Raw genomic sequence first — 18,878 nt, 5'->3', positions numbered from 1 at the left:
AGAAAATAAAAAAATGGTTCGTGAGGAAACGAGCCAAGGCGTTAGATTAAAATTAACCATATAGGCACATAGAAAAGAGGCTATGTTTCTATGTGGTTAAAAATTATAAGCAAAAGATGTATAAACAAAAAGCAATCCTAATCTCTGATCTCATTTGCTTTTTGCTATTCCTATTTTTTCTGTTTTCTTTACCAAAACAACTCTTTAAAACGCCAACTTCTTATGTTTTAGAAGCCAGCAATGGAGAATTGCTAAGTTCATCAATAGCTAGCGATGGCCAATGGCGTTTTCCTGTTAGTGATAGTGTGCCAGATAAATTTATAAAATGCATTACTGCATTTGAAGATCAAAGATTTTTCCTCCATTTTGGAGTAGATCCTGTTGCAATGAGCAGGGCAATGAAACAAAACCTTAACGCAAAAATGGTAGTCAGCGGCGGTAGTACATTAACCATGCAAGTAATAAGATTATCGCGGAAGCAAAACAGAACTGTATGGCAAAAGCTCACAGAAATGTGGCTAGCGATGCGCTTAGAATTTACCAGTTCTAAAAAAGATATTTTGGCTTTGTACGCTGCAAATGCTCCATTTGGAAGCAATGTTGTAGGTTTAGATGCTGCAAGTTGGCGCTACTATGGTCGCAAAGCGGAAAATCTATCGTGGGGAGAAATGGCAACCTTAGCAGTCTTGCCCAATAGTCCATCATTGGTTCATCCTGGCAAGAATGCAAAAAAACTAATTAAGAAAAGAAACGACTTATTAGACAAGCTTGCACAATTAAATGTAATAGATCAAGTTACTGCCAATCTCTCAAAATCTGAACCTATACCGGGCAATCCGCTTCCCTTACCTCAAAATGCACCACACCTTTTAAGCAGATTTAAGCAAGAACGTAATTTATTGCAATTAAATTCTACAAAGTTGGCTACAACAATAGATTACGATTTACAATTAAAGCTAAACGAATTACTTAAAAGATATAACAATAGATATAAAGCTAACGACATAAACAATATAGCAGCTTTAGTTTTAGATGTTAAAACTGGAACAGTTAAAAGTTACATTGGCAATTGCTACCAGCCAGAAAATACTGCTTTTGAAAGTTATGTTGACATGATAAAAGCACCACGCAGTCCGGGGAGTACGTTAAAACCAATACTTTACGCAAGTATGTTAAGCGATGGAATGTTGTTACCTAAAACACTGGTTGCTGATGTGCCTACTCAAATTTCAGGCTACACTCCTCAAAATTACGATTTAGGTTATGATGGAGCTATTTCTGCCGACAGGGCATTAAGCAGATCATTAAATATCCCAGCGGTTAAAATGTTGCAACAATATAAATATGAACGGTTTTATGATAAGCTTAAAAAATTGGAATTTAGCACCCTTAATCAACCTGCAGATCATTATGGTTTATCACTTATTTTAGGAGGTAGTGAAGTTACCATGTGGGATTTGGCGAAAACCTATTTAGGCATGGCAAAAACATTAAACCATTTTAATCAATATCAGGGTAAATACAATCCTAAAGATTATTCTGAACCAATTTATGCGCAGGGATTAAAAACTAATTTTAAAAATGAGGAAGTAGAATTAAACTCTTTGCTAGACCATGGCTCAATTTGGGCAACTTTTAATGCGATGGAAGAAGTAATGCGCCCAGGGGATGAAGGATTGTGGGAGCAATTTTCATCATCACAACGTATAGCTTGGAAAACAGGTACAAGTTTTGGTTTTAGAGATGCCTGGGCAATAGGGCTAACTAGTAATTATGTTGTTTGTGTTTGGGTGGGCAATGCCGATGGCGAAGGCAGACCAGGACTAGTTGGCATTGATGTGGCTGCACCAGTTTTATTTGATATTTTCAGACAATTGCCATCATCAAAATGGTTTGTAACACCACAAACAAAATTGAAAAAAATGTTAGTTTGTAAGCAAAGTGGACACAAAGCTGGAGATTTTTGTACAGATAAAATTATAGAACTTGTTCCTTTTGCAGGCGATAAAACTACTACTTGTCCGTATCATAAACTTATACATTTAGATAGAACAGGAAAATTTAGAGTAACTGACAATTGTGAAAATACAGCTATGATGATTCACAAGAAATGGTTTGTACTACCACCCTCAATGGAATATTACTACAAAATAAAGAACAGTGATTATCAGTTATTACCAGCCTTTAAAAATGGATGCGATGTTATTGGTAATAATGTAATGGATATGATTTATCCCAAAAGTAATGCAGTTATCTACATTCCGGTTGAACTAGATGGAACTAGAGGCAAAGTTGTGTTTAATGCAGCACATAGAAACTCAGAAAGTAAGATTTACTGGCATATCGATCAAGAATATATTGGAAGCACAAAATCTTTTCATCAGATGGCAGTTAATCCATTACCTGGCAAACATACTTTAACATTAGTCGATGAAAATGGCGAGCGTTTGGTACAGGTTTTTACGATTTTAGATAAAGAAAAAAGAAGCAATTAATTATCTTTTTTTCGGATCTATTGCTGTAGATTTTTTTAGCTTACGTTCTACAGCACCAACAGTGATTAAAAATTGTGCTATCATGTAAGTAGACATAATTACTAAACCTGAGTCTTCAAATGGATGAACAAATTTATTAATTGCTATTGAACAATCTGAAATGATAAATATCACGGCGCCAAAGAGAATAAGATTGTAGCTTAAACTACTTACTCTACCTTTTCTATTAACAGCCATAATTGCCATTAGAGAAATTGTAAATGCGTAAACCAAAACTGGTATTTTCATCGCACCCAAATGTGGCCTAACCATTAAATAAAAAACCAAACATATTGATCCAAATACAAATAATGCTATTCTGGTTGCAGACTTTTCAATAGATGGATTCCATTTATAATCTAAATAAAATGCAGATATATAGGATAAGTGCCCTATTAAAAATGCGATAAGACCGTAGATAAAAAAGCTTTCATTTAAATCAACAAACATTAAAAGGCTATCGCCAGCCAAACCAAAAGATAAACCTATAAAAATTCTTTTTGCAAACCTACCCTTTAGTTGCGTTTGATAAAGGTAGAAAACCATCAATGAAATGGTTATAAGTGGCTTTACAATATATTTAAAATCACCCAAAACTAAATGTGTTGTCTTAGGATCAGATTCTACAAGCAATTGAACAATAAAAATGATTAAAAAAGCAAAACTAAATTCAAGATATTTTTTTAGCATGAGAGGTGAATTTTTGTATATAATAAAACCAAAATATAGAAATAACTTGAATTGAAATTACTATAATCAGTAAAATGTTAAAAATAGGTAAATCTTTAAAAAAAATTAAAGACAATAAACTTGTAAAAATTCTAGCATATTCAAATTTTTTGAGCCACTTTTTATCTTCTAATAAAGCTCCACAACTAAGCAACAACAAAATAACTTGAATTGATGCGATTGCAAGGTGATATAATTCTATTTTAGTATATAAAAACAATAAAGTAGAGCCTAAAGCCAAAGCTAAAATAAACTGAAAAATTACATAAGCAACCACATTTTTATTGTATCCAGTATCAAATTTTTTATAATTAGCTACATCAATTTCTGGAGCATATTTAAAGCCTCCCAATGAGTTTGGAAACCAACCCGGAGGTTTCACAAATACCTTAAATTTATCGCCAATATTGTTTGCTTTTTTAGCTGTGCTCCACAATTCATTCCAGTAATGAACATTAGCCCAAACTGGGTTCCAACTTGCTAATGGAGTTGTAATACCATAATAAACTTCGTCCTCTTCTTTCTGAAAAGTACCAAACATTTTATCCCAAATTATAAGCGTTCCAGCGTGGTTTTTATCGATGTATTTTGGATTACTACCATGGTGTACACGGTGATGTGCCGGCGTATTAATAATGTGTTCTAATAATCCCATACTTTTTATGGCCCTTGTGTGTATCCAAAACTGATAAAGGGTATTAAATGAACTTAGAGTTAAAAACATTATCGGATCGAAACCCATAAAAGCCAATGGGATGTAAAACACCCATGAGAACCAGCTCTGAAACCATGATTGACGCAATGCTACAGTTAAATTATATTCTTCAGATTGATGATGTACAATATGTGCAGCCCATAGTGCATTAATTTGATGGCTCATTCTGTGAAACCAATAATAGAAAAAATCTACAGCGAAAAAGAGTATGATCCAAACCCAAATTGTTTGTGGAAAACTGAACAACCGCCAATTTTCAAATACGTAAGTATAGCCAAAGAACAAAACTGTTTTCATAAACAACCCCGTAATTTGAGAACCAATTCCTTGACTTAAATTAGCAATGGAATCATTTAATCGGTAATAACTTAGTTTTTTATGAAAAGAATAGGCAAGTTCTATCGCTATAAGGATAAAAAATACTGGAACAGATAAGGCAATATAATCAACTTTCATTACTCTAATTTAGCAATTAATTTATCTTAAAATAAACGAAAGGGATGATATTTTGAGGTAAAAAAAATTGCGGACTTAAATCCGCAATTATATTTTATTAAACCAAATTCTGGCTTAAGATAGAAAAATTAAATAAGAAATGATGCATAACTTAAAAAGTCATGTATCATATTGTAATTAAAAACTACGTTCTCTTGTATTGTTACGTTTAAAACCACCACCAGTGTTACCACCGCCGGTATTTGGCTTATCTTGAGCCTCAGCAACTTTAATTCTGTTGCCATTGTAGTCTCCACCGTTCATTCTTTTGATAGCTTCTTTAGCTTCCTCATCATTAGGCATCTCTACAAAACCAAAGCCACGGCTCTGATTAGTTTCGCGATCTTTAATAATTCTAAGTGATTTTACTTGACCGAAATCACCAAAAACGGCTGTTAATTCTTCTTCCCCTACTTCTAAAGGAAGGCCTGTAATAAATATCTTCATTAATGTTTAAAAATTTGGACAAAGATACAAAAAATTATGGAATTTTTTACATCTGAGTGTCAGTTAATAGTATTATAAGTTATTGTTTTTCAATTATTTTAGTAAAACATATTAAGTGATCCTCCTATTATTTATAGATTTTACCCATTCTGTTTTTTTACAATTCTTGCAAATGGAAATATTACAAATGTTTAATTCATCGGTATATCCACAAAAACTGCATGAATAATCACCTTTTTCTTCAATTACAACATGTTTTTGGCAAAAAAGATGAGGCAAAATTGGCAAGCCTTTTTTAACTAGATCATCCTCATAATAGAACAAACTAACACTGCCAGATGTTTCAATTATTGCCAATTCTACCTGACCTAGATGAGATACTCCTTGAAATCTCAGCTCAGAAAAAAACTCATCCTGTGCCAATGTTTCTTTTTTGAAATTTTCAATCGCAAACATACCATCCTCTATCAAATATGTAGCCTGTCCTTCTAAAATTTGCTCTGCCTTTTTACTTCTATTTACTAATAAAGATGTTAATTTATAAGAGCATATTATTATTATGAAAACAGTTAACGCAGTTAAAACACCTACTTCTTGATAAAACATCGGATCTCCGGCTGCTGAGCCTAAGCTGATAATTACTACTAATTCAAATACAGAAAGTTGTTTAACGCCCCTTTTACCTAATACTCTTAGGCTAAAAAACAAAATCAAATACATAATTAATGTACGCACAGCGATTTCTGGAATGAAACCCCATTCTACATCACCTTTAAGAAAACTATCTAGATCTTTAATAATTGCAAGTGCTGTCATAAGAAAATTACTATCATAACATAAAAAGCGTGGTTATGTTTAAGGTAAAAATCAAATACTTACATAAATAAAATTGTTATGGAATATGGATCAAATAATCTATCAACAGAAATTCATCATTGTAAGATTAATTTGCTTGTTTCACCATATTACTAATAACATCATCTAATTGTGCTACAGATTGTTTTATATGATATATTAATTCCTTATTGGGATCATTTTTAACTTCGGTTGATAATAGATTTGTCAATCCAATTATATTGGCAACTGGAACTCTTATGATATGTGATTGCATATAAGCAATCTCCTTTAATTTATTATTTTGTTCTTCTATTGCTTGTATGTGTTTTATGCTTTCAGAAATGTCAGTAACAATTACTAGGTTTGCTTTGGCATTATCAAATAAAATCTCAGTGCATCTAATCTCTACAGTAATTTCTTTTCCGCTTTTGGTAACATTGGTTGATTTGAAGGGTCTATCGAAAATCTTTACTTCTGAATTGTAATCCTTGATTAACTTAAGATCATCTAATTTCATTTGCATAAATTCTTGCTCAGTATAACCATAAATATTTATAGCAGACTTATTAACTTGCAGAATTTGATTTGTAATACTTTGAACAACAAAAATTGCGACAGGACTATTAGAAAATAGTGTCATGTATTGTTCTTTAGTTTGTTCTAAAAGCTGGTTTTGCTTAACCTTAAACTCTATTTCTTTTTCTAATTGCTCAAAAAGATTTGCCTTTTTAACCATTGTTTTTTCTAAACCATTAAGTAACTGTCTTAACATAATCACGATCATCAAATCCAAAAACAAAAAATTCGAAGAGTAGATTATCCATCTCGGAAACGACAAACTAAAATATGCAGCCAGTATATTTCTATCAAAAAAGAAAATAATGGTAAAAATAAAAAATATAAAAACCCTGAAAAGATGTGAGAGTACAGCCACCGGAGTTGAAAACTGAAGAGAAATAAAAATGGTTAAGGATGAGAAATAAATAACACCCATACTAAATGAACCTAAAGCCATTTGAGTGAGAGAAAATACACTAAGTAAAATAGCTACAACCACTTTACGATCAGCTAAATCGATTTTATGGTTTAACGCAATAAAATAAGCTATTAAAAATGCCATCACATCTATAAGTGCAATTGTATAATTACCTTCCCAAATTTCAAATATTACACTAGGTATAAGTGCCAAAATACATGCAGGCATTACGTAGGTAACCAAGCTCGCAAAAGTCTTATTTCTCCAAAAAGTAAAAATATTACTATCGTCTAAATTATTGCCGTGTACTGCAAAGTTTACGTATTGTTTATATCGTTTTATCGAATTGTTTATAATATAGAAAGGCATGCAATAGGGATCTGCAATTAATTATCCAAAACCACTTGGTTAACTGAGGTAAAAATATAAATTAATGGAAGTTTGTGATGTTCTTATTTGACATTAATTACCTACATCAAGAAGCTTGATTAGGTAATTGGTTTAATTATTTTCGAGAATTTAATTATCAAAAAACTAAATGATTGGATTTAGCTATCCCCTACTGGCCAACTTCGTCATCCTGTAGGCTAAATCTTTGCCCAAATATTGGTCAATAATGCCATGTACTAGATATAAAATTGGGGTCATAAGTAATGCGATAACAAATTTATAGGTATAACCAACTAATCCGATGGCTGCAACCATTTGCCAGCTCCAATGGTAAGCCGGATTTAAATAAAAAGCAATAAAAATAACTACAAAACTATCTATTAACTGAGAAAAAATAGTTGATCCAGTTGCTCTTAACCACAATGCCTTATCGCCGGTAAATCTTTTTATTCTATGAAAAACCAACACATCAACCATCTGACCAATTAAAAAGGCAGTTATAGATCCAACAATTATCCACATGCCTTGCCCAAAAATTGCATCAAAAGCCGAGATCATATTTACATCTTGCCCTTTTACGTTTTGCATCACCCAAAAATCTGCTGGCTGTAATTTCATAGCCAACCAAACAATTAAAAAGGCAAATCCTATTAAAACACTTGTTAAAATTGATAAAAACCTTACCTGCTTTACACCAAAGTACTCATTTATAATATCAGTCATGATAAAAATGATTGGCCATGTTAAAACACCCGCAGACATGTTAAATGATAAGTTAGGTACACCAAATAAATTGATATCAAACTTTTTGAAACCTAAAGTTTCTTCAACCGAAAAAATTTTAACTCCAATAAATTCTGATAATATCGCGTTAGCAACAAAAAATGCACCTAGAACAAGTAGCAAACGGCTTTCTTTGGTTTTAAAAGTCATGTTTATAAAAATACAATTAATTTCATATAAATGAAATTGTTTGATGCTACAATTAAATAAGCTCACCTAATTTTACAATTTGGGTACTTATGCAACATCATATTTTGTCATCTTTGCAGCTTCAAAAATTTCAATGGCTAAATCAAAATCATTTTATACCATACTTATCTTAGGCTCTTTAGCAGCATTGGCGCCGTTTTCTATTGACATGTATTTACCTGGTTTTAAATCAATTGCAAAAGATTTAAATACAGATGTACCTAGTGTTTCCTTATCGTTAGCAACCTTTTTTATTGGCATATCAGCAGGGCAACTGCTTTACGGACCATTATTAGATAAATTTGGAAGAAAAAAACCGCTTTATTTTGGTCTTGCACTTTACATTATATCTTGTTTAAGTTGCGTATTTGTTACGTCAATAGATCAATTAATTGTGTTAAGATTTATACAAGCTATTGGTTGTTGTGCAGCAACAGTTGCAGCCATAGCAATGGTTAGAGATTTATTTACTGTAGAAGAAAGTCCGAAGGTTTTTGCCTCACTAATGCTTGTAATTGCAGTTTCACCAATGCTTGCACCAACAGCGGGAGGTTATTTAATTACCGTTTTAGGTTGGAAATCAGTTTTTGTTTTTTTAGGTATAACGGCCATTTTAATGACTGTAGCCACCAAATTTTGGTTAAAAGAAAGTTATATCCCAGATCCAAACTACTCCCTAAAACCTAAACCTATTTTAAACAATTTCTATATTGTTATAAAAGAACCAAGCTTTTATACCTATGCCTTAATTAGTGCAATTACTTTTAGTGGTTTATTCGCGTACGTATCTTCATCGCCTGTGGTATTTATGGATATTTATAAAGTGACCGAAACTGGCTATGGGTGGATATTTGCCTTATTATCAGTATTTTTTATCGGTTTTAGTCAAGTTAACAGTTATATCTTAAGGTGGTTTAGCAGTAAAAAAATAATTGCTTGGGCTCTGAGTTTGCAATGTTTTTTTAGTGCGTTATTCCTTTTGGCAGCAACATATGATTTGTTAAATCTTTATGCTACAATTGCATTTATCGCCTCATTTTTAGCTTGTTTAGGCTTTATAAATCCAAATGCGTCTGCACTTGCTTTGGCTCCATTTGAAAAAAATGCTGGTAGTGCTTCGGCTTTAATGGGTGCTTTACAAATGGGTTTAGGCGCATTAGCATCAGCAGCTATAAGTATGTTTGCTGCAGATGTGGTATGGCCAATGCCAGCGGTTATGTTTACTGCTACAGTTTTAGCAGTTTTATTTTTATTAATGGGATCAAGACAAATTAAAAATAGAATTCTGTAAATTATACCTATCATTCAATCCACAACGTTATTAATCTATCAGATTATTTCTATTTTCGTAATGAATGATACATATAAACTCTAAACTTCCAAGCGTTGGCACTACAATATTTTCTGTAATGTCTAAATTAGCACAAGAGCACAATGCGATAAATTTATCTCAAGGTTTCCCAGATTACCAAACCGATAAAAAGTTGATTGAACTCATTAATGAGGCAATGTTAGCTGGCCATAATCAATATGCTCCAATGCAAGGCTTAGCTTATTTAAGAGCTACCATTGCGCAAAAGATGTTGAATAATCATAATGTAAATTATGACCAAGAAACTGAAATTACCATCACGGCTGGAGGTACACAAGCTATTTTCACAGCCATTGCTTCGGTAATTAATTCTGGTGATGAGGTTATTATATTTGAACCAGCTTATGATAGTTATGCACCAACTGTTAAACTTTTTGGTGGCTTAGTTAAACCTTTTGTTTTACATGCACCAGATTACAAAATTGATTGGGAAATGGTTAAAAAGCTATTTTCGGCAAATACAAAGATGATTATTTTAAATAGTCCTCAAAACCCAACTGGTAGTATTTTAAGCAAAGCTGATGTAGAGGCACTAATAAAATTAACTAAAGACACCGATGTTTTAATATTGAGCGATGAAGTATATGAACATATCATTTTTGATGGAGAACAGCATGAAAGTATTGCACGTTATCCTGAATTAATAGAAAGAAGTTTTATTATCGCATCTTTTGGCAAGCTTTTACACACAACAGGCTGGAAATTAGGTTACTGTTTAGCTCCAGCTAAATTAATGTCAGAATTTAGAAAGGTACACCAATTTAATGTTTTTAGCGTTAACACACCTATGCAATTAGGTATTGCCAATTATTTAAAAGACGAAAATATTTATAAAAACATTTCTATGTTTTTTCAGCAAAAACGAGATCTATTTGCTGCTTTGCTTAGCGAGACTAAATTTAAATTATTACCTTGCAAAGGCTCATATTTTCAATGCGTTAGTTTTGCTCACCTTGCAGATGAGAGTGATGTAGAATTTGCAAAAAGAATAATAACCGAATTTGGTGTGGCAAGTATCCCCGTCTCTGCCTTTTACACCAATAAAACAGACGATAAAATTCTAAGGTTTTGTTTTGCCAAAGAACAAAAAACATTAGAAGCGGCTGTAGAAAAATTGATGAAAATATAATTTATCCCTAAAAATTATAAAATGGAAAATCTTAAATATCTAAATATAGAAAACCTAAAGATCACCGTCTTTCAGGCGTACTTATTTTGGGAAAATGCAGATAAGAATTTACAGAACATTTCTTTAAAATTATCTAGCGGGGTAAGAGAAAAAACAGATCTTATTGTTTTACCTGAAATGTTTAACACAGGTTTTACAATGCGAGCTGATGAAATGGCCGAAGAAATGGATGGAAAAACCATGGAATGGCTTAAAAAAACTGCTGCTAACTATGATTGCGTTATTACTGGAAGCCTTATCATTAAAGAAAATGGCAATTTTTATAACAGAATGATTTGGATGAAGCCAGATGGTGAATATGAATATTACGATAAGCACCATTTATTTAGCATGGCTGATGAAGACAAACACTTTATAGCTGGAAATGAACAACTTATAGTTGAACTAAAAGGATGGAAAATTAGATTAGCCATTTGTTATGATCTGCGTTTTCCGGTTTGGTTAAGAAACAAAAATGCTGAATACGACATTTTGTTGTTGGTTGCTAGTTGGCCAGATAAACGTTCTTCACATTGGCGTACATTGATACATGCAAGAGCAGTTGAAAATCAGAGTTATGTGGTAGCAGTTAATCGTGTTGGGCACGATGGGAACCAGATTTATCACAGCGGCCATTCTATGTGCATTGATCCTTACGGAAATACCATTTATTATAAACCAGAAGATGAAGATCTTTATACCTTTAGTATCAATTATCCTGAATTAGAAAAAATAAGAAGACAATTTCCTTTTTTACAGGATGCTGATGACTTTAATTTAGATAACTAATTAAGCTTAATCTAATATCACCTCTCTAATGTTTAACAGAAGAAAATTTATAAAAGCATCTGCGCTTTCTACCGCATTATTGGCGGTTAATAAAAACAGTTTTGCAGCAGGCGTTCAAGAAAGTACGCAAATAATAAACAAACCCATAGTTATTTCTACTTGGGATTTTGGTGTAGCCGCAAACGCGGATGCATGGAAAGTTTTAAGCAAAAATGGAAGAGCACTTGATGCTGTTGAACAAGGTGTTTGGGTACCAGAGGCTGATGAAACTAACCAAACTGTTGGTTATGGTGGCTTGCCAGACCGTGATGGTAGAGTAACTTTAGATGCTTGCATTATGGATGAATTGGGTAATTGTGGAGCTGTATTAGCTTTAGAACATATTAAACATCCAATTTCTGTGGCCCGTAAAGTGATGGAAAAAACACCTCATGTGATGCTTGCTGGAGATGGAGCTTTACAATTCGCTTTAGAAAACGGTTTCAAAAAAGAAAATTTATTAACTCCGGCTAGTGAAAAAGCTTGGAAAGAATGGCTAAAAGAAGCTAAATATAATCCGGTGATGAATATTGAGAATAAACTTTATGACAAAGCTGCTCCTCAAAGATTACCGGGCAATCAATATAATCATGATACTATTGGCATGATTGCCTTAGATGCTCAAGGAAATCTTTCTGGTGCTTGTACTACAAGCGGAATGGCTTATAAATTACATGGTCGTATAGGCGATAGTCCAATTATTGGTGCAGGTTTATATATTGATAATGAGATTGGTGGGGCCACATCAACAGGTGTTGGAGAAGAAGTAGTAAGAAACGTAGGCTCTTTTTTAGTGGTAGAATTAATGCGCCAAGGCTATCCGCCAGAGGATGCATGTAAAGAGGCAGTTATGCGTATCATTAGAAAAAAACCAGAAACTGCAAAAAATATTCAAGTAGGCTTTTTAGCGATGAACAAAAAAGGAGAATATGGTGCTTATGCCATACAAAAAGGTTTCTCTTATGCAGTTTGCGATGCCAAAAAACAAGATTTAGTGATTAAAGGAAAAAGTTATTATTAATCAGAAAATTCTTTAAAGCGGAACTTAAAATCTACACTAAATTAATGACGCAAAATAACAAGCCAATTCAGGCAAAGTCCCCAGTAGCGGATTTAGGGTTTGTGATAGAAATCTGTGCCAACTCTTATACATCTGCTTTAGCTGCGCAAAATGGTGGTGCACATCGTGTGGAGCTTTGCGAAAACATGGCAGAAGGTGGCACCACTCCTAGTTACGCACAAATTAAATTATGTAAAGAGAGATTAAATATCCAAGTTTGGCCAATTATTCGTCCACGAGGTGGAGACTTTTTATACAGTGATGACGAGTTTGAGCTGATGAAAGAAGACATCAAAATTTGTAAGGCTTTAAATTGTGATGGTGTAGTTTTAGGCATTTTGCTGGCCAACGGAGAAGTTGATGTAAAACGTTGTAAAGAATTGGTTGAATTGGCAAAGCCGATTCCTGTGGCTTTTCACAGAGCTTTTGATATGAGTAATGATTTAGAAAAAGCTTTGGAAGATTTAATTGAATTAGGTTTTGTAAGGGTTTTAACATCTGGCGGAGCAAATAATGCCAACGAAGGCATAGAGATTATTGCCAAGTTAGTTAAACTAGCAAACGGTAGAATTGAAATTATGCCAGGAGCAGGAATAAACCCGTTAAATATTGCTGAAATTGCTAAAAGAACAGGTGCAAAAAATTTCCATTCATCTGCCAGAATAAATATTGAAAGCAAAATGGAGTTTCGTAACCAACTTACTAAAATGGGTAATATTGAGGACGAGTATCAATATCAACAAACCTCGGCAGAGTCAGTTAAACAAATGATAGATCAATTAATTTCAAAACAATGAATGGTAGATACATAAGTTTTACGTTAGGAATAATATTTTTTATATTATCTTATGTTGTAAAAAAGACAGCAGCAATTAATTTTCAAGATACGCTTTACGTCATTGAGTATGCTTTTGTATTTAAATTAATAGCTTTTTTTGCATTTTTTGTATCTGTTATTTTAAGTTTTAAAAACAAAAACTCTAACAAATGAGGCTATTAACCTTACTCCTATTTTTGCCGTTATTTTCTTTAGCTCAAAAGCACAAAGCGCCAAATTTTGCTTCTGGTAATTTTACGGATGATTATAAAATAACCTACACTATCAATGATACACTTTGGATCCAACACCCTAACACCAAATACCACATTATTAAGTGGAATAAAAAAAAACAATATTTAGTAGCAAAAAACGCTACTTCAAATAAAGAGGATGCTAACAAATTTACCCGTATTGATTATATGACTTTTAGCAATATGGAACCATATTTATGGGGTTTTTGTTTAACGGTTTATGATGCAGCAACTGAAAAAATTGCTAAAAAAACTGCTTATGTTGATAGGAAAAATCCAAAAAAGGGTTGCAATGGTTATCCTTTTTCTAGAATGAAAAGAACTGAGTAGAAAGTTGCTGAATAAAATCTCAAACTCTGTTTAAAACTTTGCAACCTGAGATAGTACCAAAAAACTTACTTAACTAAACCAGATTGAAGCGAAAATCCTTTTGTATTTTCATGCTGAGCAAAGCGAAGCATTAAACAAAAGATTGTAGCAAAAAGCTGGACCGAATGATCAATTAAACTTCTGCAATTGCTTTTCAAATAACAATTTTATCCTTCAAATATCTTCCAATTTCCGTTTTCCAACTTACCTTAAAAAACATATCTTTGCACAAAGATGAAGCACATACGTAATTTTTGCATAATTGCACATATAGACCACGGCAAAAGCACTTTAGCCGATAGGTTATTAGAATATACAGCGACGATTTCTCAACGCGAAAGTCAGGCTCAATTGCTTGATAACATGGATTTAGAGCGTGAACGTGGGATCACGATTAAAAGTCATGCGATACAAATGAATTTTAAGATTGACGGCCAAGAGTACAATTTTAACCTTATTGATACCCCAGGACACGTAGATTTTAGTTACGAAGTTTCTCGCTCAATTGCGGCTTGCGAAGGCGCATTGTTAATTGTAGATGCATCGCAAGGGATACAAGCACAAACCATTTCTAACCTTTATTTGGCATTGGAGCATGATTTAGAAATCATTCCGATTTTAAATAAAATGGATTTGCCAGGGGCGATGCCTGAAGAGGTAAAAGATCAGATTATTGATTTAATTGGCTGTAAGCGAGAAGAAATTATACCTGCATCTGGTAAAACAGGAATGGGCATACCAGAAATTTTGCAAGCCATTGTAGATAGGGTTCCGGCGCCAGTTGGCGACCCAGAAGCACCTCTACAAGCTTTGATTTTTGATAGCGTTTTTAATTCATTTAGAGGCATTATCGCTTATTACAAAGTTGTAAATGGCGAAATTAAAAAAGGTGATAAGGTAAAATTCATTAATACTGGTAAAGAATATTTGGCTGATGAGGTTGGTATTTTGAAGCTAGATATGTCGCCACGTATTTCGGTTAAAACAGGAGACGTTGGTTATATTATATCGGGTATTAAAGAAGCTCGTGAGGTAAAAGTTGGTGATACAATTACAAACGTTGCAAGACCATCGCTAGATGCAATTCAAGGTTTTGAGGAAGTAAAACCCATGGTGTTTGCAGGCATTTATCCGGTTGATACAGATGAGTTTGAAGAATTACGCGAGGCGATGCACAAGTTGCAATTAAATGATGCTTCGATAGTTTTTGAGCCAGAAAGCTCGGCAGCTTTGGGTTTTGGTTTCCGTTGTGGTTTCTTAGGAATGCTGCATATGGAGATTATTCAGGAGCGTTTGGAGCGTGAGTTCGATATGACGGTTATTACTACAGTTCCCAACGTTTCTTACATTGCTCACTCTACCAAAGGCGAAGAAATTTTTGTAAACAATCCATCTGATTTGCCTGATCCTAGTAAATTAGATTCTGTTGAAGAGCCATTTATTAAAGCAAATATTATTACCAAAGCCGATTTCGTTGGCCCTGTAATGTCACTTTGTATCCAAAAAAGAGGAACAATCATTAATCAGTCTTACCTAACATCTGATAGAGTAGAATTGGTTTTTGAAATGCCAATGGGCGAAATTGTATTTGATTTTTATGATAAGTTGAAAACAATTTCTAAAGGTTATGCCTCTTTCGATTATCACCAAGTTGGATATAGAAAATCTGATTTGGTGCGTTTAGATATGTTAATTAATGATGAACCTGTTGATGCTTTGTCTTCACTAATTCATCGTAGCAATGCATACGATTTTGGTAAAAAAATCTGTGAAAAGTTGAGAGAATTAATCCCTCGTCAACAATTTGAGATTAAAATACAAGCTTCAATAGGTGCAAAGGTTATTGCTCGTGAAACCCTTAGTGCTTTACGTAAAGATGTTACCGCAAAATGTTATGGTGGTGATATTTCTCGTAAACGTAAGTTATTAGAAAAACAGAAAAAAGGTAAAAAACGTATGCGCCAAGTTGGAAATGTAGAAATTCCACAAAGTGCGTTTATGGCAGTTTTAAAATTAGATTAACTTAGTATCAAGATTTGAGTATCATGTAGCAAGTTAATTGCAGTCTCGATACTTGATACTCGATACTCGATACTTATAAATATGCAACTACTCGACGGCAAATTCGCATCAGAAAAGATAAAAACAGAAATAGCGGCAGAAGCAGCAGATTTTTTAGCACAAAGTGGACGTAAACCACACTTAGTTGCCATATTGGTTGGTAATGATGGCGGTAGCGAAACTTATGTTGCTAGTAAGATGAAAAACTGTGAGAAAGTTGGTTTCAAATCTTCGTTGTTCAGATATGATAATACCGTAACTGAAGCAGAATTATTGTTGAAAATAGAAGAAATTAATCAAGATGCAGATGTTGATGGTTTAATAGTTCAATTGCCGTTACCAAAACACATCGACCCTGAGAAAGTTACTGAAGCTATTGATTATCGTAAAGATGTTGATGGTTTTCACCCTGTGAATTTGGGTAGAATGATGCGTAATTTACCTTGTTTTATTCCCGCTACACCTTATGGTATTTTGTTAATGCTGCAAGCTTACAATATTGATACTACCGGAAAACATTGCGTTGTAGTTGGTAGAAGTAATATTGTTGGTAGCCCGATGAGTATTTTGATGGCACGTAACGCAAACCCAGGAAATTGTACAGTTACGCTTACACATAGCAAAACGCATAACTTAAAAGAAATGGTTTTGCAGGGCGATATTGTTGTAGCGGCTATTGGCAGAAAAAACTTTGTTACTGCACATATGGTTAAATCTGGTGCTATTATTATTGACGTTGGTATTAACAGAGAAACATCTACAGAAACCAAATCTGGCTTTAAATTATATGGTGATGTAGATTTTGAAAATGTAGCACCAAAAGCATCGTGGATAACACCAGTACCAGGAGGTGTAGGTTTGATGACTATAGTTGGCTTGTTAAAGAACACTTTAGCATCTGCTAAAGGAGAAATTTATAGTTAGATAAAAGCTTGTATATCAAAGCAATATTTACACGTATAAATATTTTTTATTCCACGTAAAATTTATTATCTTTGATAAATAAATTAAATGATCATGGATGCAAAATTAACTTTAAGTTTTAACCAAGATGTTGTTGCAAAGGCAAAAAAATATGCTGCTGCTAACAATATCAGCCTATCTCGCTTAATAGAGCATTTATTAACTCAAGTTACAGCTAAAGAATACAAATCTCTCGAAGATTTTCCGGTAGCAGATTGGGTAAGCATGGTTGCTGAGGGTGAAGCAGAATATAAAAGAACAACAAAAAAATCTCGTAAAGCTAGTAAGGATGAGTTTTTCTCTTCTAAAAAATAATGGTTAGGATTTTTTTAGACGCCAATGTTCTTGTTTCTGTTTTAAATAAAGAATATCCAATATTTACTTATTCATCTCGCATCTTAAGTTTAGCTGCTCATCCAAATTTTGAAGTTTACACCTCTCCCATTTGTTTAGCTATTGCTTTTTATTTTGCAGAGAAAAAACATAAATCAGCTATTGCAAAACAAAAAATTGATTTATTGTGTGCGCATATTCATATTGCCGAAAATTTAAAAGATGGTGTAATTAAAACTTTAAGCAATAAGAAAATTCATGATTTTGAGGATGGTTTGGAATACTATGCTGCCAGAGAAGTAAATTGTAATTGCATAATTACCGAAGACACGGAAGATTTTTATTTTTCTGATATTGAGGTTCTTGATTGTAAAGGTTTTTTTAATCGGTATTTATTGAATTAGTTGTTTGGATTTACGCTCTTGCGTTAACAATTGAAGCGGCATCCTTTTTGGCTGTAATCCTGAGCGCCTGCCTGCGGTAGGCAGGTGGTCGAAGGACAGCTAAAAAGATACAGCGGAAAGCGTGTTAAAACGCCCAAAAAAACAATATTATTTCCACAAACGTTTCCAAAAATTTTCTTTCAAACCAACATATAATCCGTCTTCCTTCAACTCTGTTGGATAGATGTCAATATAATCTCCTTGCCCCTCTGCACCTCTCCCAGTGGTTAAATTATATTCGTAACGGTGTATCGGACAAACTATTTTACCCTCTGTACACCATCCGCCACTTAACAAACCACCCGCATGCGGACATTTATTTTCAACTGCAAAAAACTGCCCTTGCTGTTTTATTACACATATTTTCTTTCTATCGGCCTTTACCATTTGTATAAAATCACTCTTTTCAGTTTCTTGTTTTGACAAAACCTTTACCCAAATCATCTTTTCTACTTTATTGAATGTGTATATTTGCGCTCTAATTTACAAAATGGCACACAATATACCAGAAGATGGCACATTACTTCCGCTAATGGAAGAGTTTTATACGATACAGGGAGAAGGATACAATACGGGAAAAGCTGCCTATTTTATACGTTTGGGCGGATGTGATGTAGGTTGCCATTGGTGTGATGTAAAAGAAAGTTGGGACGCAGAATTACATCCACTTACACTTTCTGATGATATTGTAGCTAAAGCTGAAACTTTTCCGGGTAAAGCGGTTGTGGTTACGGGTGGTGAGCCATTGATTTATAACTTAGCTTATTTAACAAAAAAACTACAAGATAAAGGCATTTTAACTTTTATCGAAACCTCTGGTGCTTATCCACTTTCTGGATCTTGGGATTGGATTTGTTTATCACCTAAAAAATTTAAAGCACCTAGACCAGACATCACTCCTTTTGCAAACGAATTAAAAGTAATCGTTTTTAATAAAAGTGATTTTGAATGGGCCGAAAAATATGCTGAAACAGTTTCTCCTAATTGCAAATTATACTTACAACCAGAATGGTCAAAATCTAAAGAAATTACGCCAATGATTGTGGAGTATGTAATGGCAAACCCAAAGTGGGAAATTTCGCTGCAAACGCATAAATTCTTAAACATTCCTTAAT

General features: G+C 33.5%; 19 protein-coding genes. 12 read left to right on the top strand and 7 right to left on the bottom strand.

The features are described from left to right. The first annotated feature begins 116 nt into the window (after positions 1-116). Complete coding sequence (pbpC, locus tag AC07XU_RS10715; RefSeq protein ID WP_494943644.1) at positions 117-2,495, top strand: penicillin-binding protein 1C; 2,379 nt, start codon at positions 117-119, stop codon at positions 2,493-2,495. On the opposite strand, the gene AC07XU_RS10710 is transcribed toward pbpC, so the two are convergent. The 6 genes from AC07XU_RS10710 to AC07XU_RS10685 form a co-directional block, all read right to left on the bottom strand. Next, on the bottom strand, positions 2,496-3,224 hold the full coding sequence (locus tag AC07XU_RS10710) for a lysoplasmalogenase (protein WP_494943643.1): 729 nt from the start codon (positions 3,222-3,224) through the stop codon (positions 2,496-2,498). After that, complete coding sequence (locus AC07XU_RS10705; RefSeq protein ID WP_494943642.1) at positions 3,205-4,434, bottom strand: sterol desaturase family protein; 1,230 nt, start codon at positions 4,432-4,434, stop codon at positions 3,205-3,207. The genes AC07XU_RS10710 and AC07XU_RS10705 overlap by 20 nt, the downstream gene beginning before the upstream one ends. 177 nt (positions 4,435-4,611) lie before the next feature. Beyond that, on the bottom strand, positions 4,612-4,920 hold the full coding sequence (locus AC07XU_RS10700; RefSeq protein WP_494943641.1) for an RNA recognition motif domain-containing protein: 309 nt from the start codon (positions 4,918-4,920) through the stop codon (positions 4,612-4,614). Positions 4,921-5,031: 111 nt separating this feature from the next. Next, the gene (locus AC07XU_RS10695; protein WP_494943640.1) at positions 5,032-5,736 is read right to left on the bottom strand and encodes a DUF421 domain-containing protein; all 705 of its coding nucleotides are present in this window, start codon (positions 5,734-5,736) and stop codon (positions 5,032-5,034) included. A gap of 127 nt (positions 5,737-5,863) precedes the next feature. After that, positions 5,864-7,102, bottom strand: a complete 1,239-nt coding sequence (locus tag AC07XU_RS10690) for a PAS domain S-box protein (protein WP_494943639.1) — start codon at positions 7,100-7,102, stop codon at positions 5,864-5,866. Between the two features lie 183 nt (positions 7,103-7,285). Continuing rightward, positions 7,286-8,056 (bottom strand): queuosine precursor transporter, encoded by a 771-nt coding sequence (locus AC07XU_RS10685; protein ID WP_494943638.1) that lies wholly within the window; start codon positions 8,054-8,056, stop codon positions 7,286-7,288. A gap of 133 nt (positions 8,057-8,189) precedes the next feature. Here AC07XU_RS10685 and AC07XU_RS10680 point away from each other — a divergent pair, with 133 nt between their 5' ends. From AC07XU_RS10680 to AC07XU_RS10635, 10 genes are all read left to right on the top strand, one after another. Further along, entirely contained in the window at positions 8,190-9,386 is a 1,197-nt protein-coding gene (locus AC07XU_RS10680; protein ID WP_494943637.1) for a multidrug effflux MFS transporter, read from the top strand. Between the two features lie 64 nt (positions 9,387-9,450). Continuing rightward, positions 9,451-10,596, top strand: coding sequence for a methionine aminotransferase (locus AC07XU_RS10675; RefSeq protein WP_494943636.1), 1,146 nt, complete (start codon positions 9,451-9,453; stop codon positions 10,594-10,596). Positions 10,597-10,617: 21 nt separating this feature from the next. After that, positions 10,618-11,424 carry an amidohydrolase gene (locus tag AC07XU_RS10670; RefSeq protein ID WP_494943635.1) on the top strand — a complete coding sequence of 269 codons (807 nt, stop codon included), beginning with the start codon at positions 10,618-10,620 and terminating at the stop codon, positions 11,422-11,424. Positions 11,425-11,452: 28 nt separating this feature from the next. After that, positions 11,453-12,484 (top strand): glycosylasparaginase, encoded by a 1,032-nt coding sequence (locus AC07XU_RS10665; RefSeq protein WP_494943634.1) that lies wholly within the window; start codon positions 11,453-11,455, stop codon positions 12,482-12,484. Positions 12,485-12,528: 44 nt separating this feature from the next. Next, positions 12,529-13,320, top strand: a complete 792-nt coding sequence (locus AC07XU_RS10660) for a copper homeostasis protein CutC (RefSeq protein ID WP_494943633.1) — start codon at positions 12,529-12,531, stop codon at positions 13,318-13,320. 190 nt (positions 13,321-13,510) lie between these two features. Beyond that, positions 13,511-13,924, top strand: a complete 414-nt coding sequence (locus AC07XU_RS10655; RefSeq protein ID WP_494943632.1) for a hypothetical protein — start codon at positions 13,511-13,513, stop codon at positions 13,922-13,924. 273 nt (positions 13,925-14,197) lie between these two features. Further along, positions 14,198-15,985 carry a translation elongation factor 4 gene (lepA, locus tag AC07XU_RS10650; protein ID WP_494943631.1) on the top strand — a complete coding sequence of 596 codons (1,788 nt, stop codon included), beginning with the start codon at positions 14,198-14,200 and terminating at the stop codon, positions 15,983-15,985. Between the two features lie 81 nt (positions 15,986-16,066). Beyond that, positions 16,067-16,948 carry a bifunctional 5,10-methylenetetrahydrofolate dehydrogenase/5,10-methenyltetrahydrofolate cyclohydrolase gene (locus tag AC07XU_RS10645; protein WP_494943630.1) on the top strand — a complete coding sequence of 294 codons (882 nt, stop codon included), beginning with the start codon at positions 16,067-16,069 and terminating at the stop codon, positions 16,946-16,948. A gap of 93 nt (positions 16,949-17,041) precedes the next feature. Continuing rightward, positions 17,042-17,302, top strand: coding sequence for a DUF6364 family protein (locus AC07XU_RS10640; RefSeq protein ID WP_494943629.1), 261 nt, complete (start codon positions 17,042-17,044; stop codon positions 17,300-17,302). Next, the gene (locus tag AC07XU_RS10635; protein ID WP_494943628.1) at positions 17,302-17,724 is read left to right on the top strand and encodes a PIN domain-containing protein; all 423 of its coding nucleotides are present in this window, start codon (positions 17,302-17,304) and stop codon (positions 17,722-17,724) included. Before AC07XU_RS10640 ends, AC07XU_RS10635 begins: the two co-directional genes overlap by 1 nt. Positions 17,725-17,871: 147 nt before the next feature. Here the strand turns inward: AC07XU_RS10635 and AC07XU_RS10630 are convergent, their stop codons facing one another. Next, positions 17,872-18,207 (bottom strand): Rieske (2Fe-2S) protein, encoded by a 336-nt coding sequence (locus tag AC07XU_RS10630; protein ID WP_494943627.1) that lies wholly within the window; start codon positions 18,205-18,207, stop codon positions 17,872-17,874. A gap of 46 nt (positions 18,208-18,253) precedes the next feature. On the opposite strand from AC07XU_RS10630, the gene AC07XU_RS10625 reads away from it, so the two are divergent. Beyond that, positions 18,254-18,877 (top strand): 7-carboxy-7-deazaguanine synthase QueE, encoded by a 624-nt coding sequence (locus tag AC07XU_RS10625; RefSeq protein WP_494943626.1) that lies wholly within the window; start codon positions 18,254-18,256, stop codon positions 18,875-18,877. Position 18,878: the final 1 nt, after the last annotated feature.

It is taken from the genome of Pedobacter sp. GW456-11-11-14-TSB4 (genome assembly GCF_059424425.1).
The sequence above is the reverse complement of the archived record's forward strand: the minus strand, read 5'-3'. Positions and strand labels throughout refer to the sequence as shown.

What these genes read in the sequence shown, in the direction of transcription:
- pbpC (WP_494943644.1), top strand. Translation starts at nt 117, where the DNA reads ATGTATAAACAAAAAGCAATCCTAATCTCTGATCTCATTTGCTTTTTG.
- AC07XU_RS10710 (WP_494943643.1), bottom strand. Translation starts at nt 3,224, where the DNA reads ATGCTAAAAAAATATCTTGAATTTAGTTTTGCTTTTTTAATCATTTTT.
- AC07XU_RS10705 (WP_494943642.1), bottom strand. Translation starts at nt 4,434, where the DNA reads ATGAAAGTTGATTATATTGCCTTATCTGTTCCAGTATTTTTTATCCTT.
- AC07XU_RS10700 (WP_494943641.1), bottom strand. Translation starts at nt 4,920, where the DNA reads ATGAAGATATTTATTACAGGCCTTCCTTTAGAAGTAGGGGAAGAAGAA.
- AC07XU_RS10695 (WP_494943640.1), bottom strand. Translation starts at nt 5,736, where the DNA reads ATGACAGCACTTGCAATTATTAAAGATCTAGATAGTTTTCTTAAAGGT.
- AC07XU_RS10690 (WP_494943639.1), bottom strand. Translation starts at nt 7,102, where the DNA reads ATGCCTTTCTATATTATAAACAATTCGATAAAACGATATAAACAATAC.
- AC07XU_RS10685 (WP_494943638.1), bottom strand. Translation starts at nt 8,056, where the DNA reads ATGACTTTTAAAACCAAAGAAAGCCGTTTGCTACTTGTTCTAGGTGCA.
- AC07XU_RS10680 (WP_494943637.1), top strand. Translation starts at nt 8,190, where the DNA reads ATGGCTAAATCAAAATCATTTTATACCATACTTATCTTAGGCTCTTTA.
- AC07XU_RS10675 (WP_494943636.1), top strand. Translation starts at nt 9,451, where the DNA reads ATGATACATATAAACTCTAAACTTCCAAGCGTTGGCACTACAATATTT.
- AC07XU_RS10670 (WP_494943635.1), top strand. Translation starts at nt 10,618, where the DNA reads ATGGAAAATCTTAAATATCTAAATATAGAAAACCTAAAGATCACCGTC.
- AC07XU_RS10665 (WP_494943634.1), top strand. Translation starts at nt 11,453, where the DNA reads ATGTTTAACAGAAGAAAATTTATAAAAGCATCTGCGCTTTCTACCGCA.
- AC07XU_RS10660 (WP_494943633.1), top strand. Translation starts at nt 12,529, where the DNA reads ATGACGCAAAATAACAAGCCAATTCAGGCAAAGTCCCCAGTAGCGGAT.
- AC07XU_RS10655 (WP_494943632.1), top strand. Translation starts at nt 13,511, where the DNA reads ATGAGGCTATTAACCTTACTCCTATTTTTGCCGTTATTTTCTTTAGCT.
- lepA (WP_494943631.1), top strand. Translation starts at nt 14,198, where the DNA reads ATGAAGCACATACGTAATTTTTGCATAATTGCACATATAGACCACGGC.
- AC07XU_RS10645 (WP_494943630.1), top strand. Translation starts at nt 16,067, where the DNA reads ATGCAACTACTCGACGGCAAATTCGCATCAGAAAAGATAAAAACAGAA.
- AC07XU_RS10640 (WP_494943629.1), top strand. Translation starts at nt 17,042, where the DNA reads ATGGATGCAAAATTAACTTTAAGTTTTAACCAAGATGTTGTTGCAAAG.
- AC07XU_RS10635 (WP_494943628.1), top strand. Translation starts at nt 17,302, where the DNA reads ATGGTTAGGATTTTTTTAGACGCCAATGTTCTTGTTTCTGTTTTAAAT.
- AC07XU_RS10630 (WP_494943627.1), bottom strand. Translation starts at nt 18,207, where the DNA reads ATGATTTGGGTAAAGGTTTTGTCAAAACAAGAAACTGAAAAGAGTGAT.
- AC07XU_RS10625 (WP_494943626.1), top strand. Translation starts at nt 18,254, where the DNA reads ATGGCACACAATATACCAGAAGATGGCACATTACTTCCGCTAATGGAA.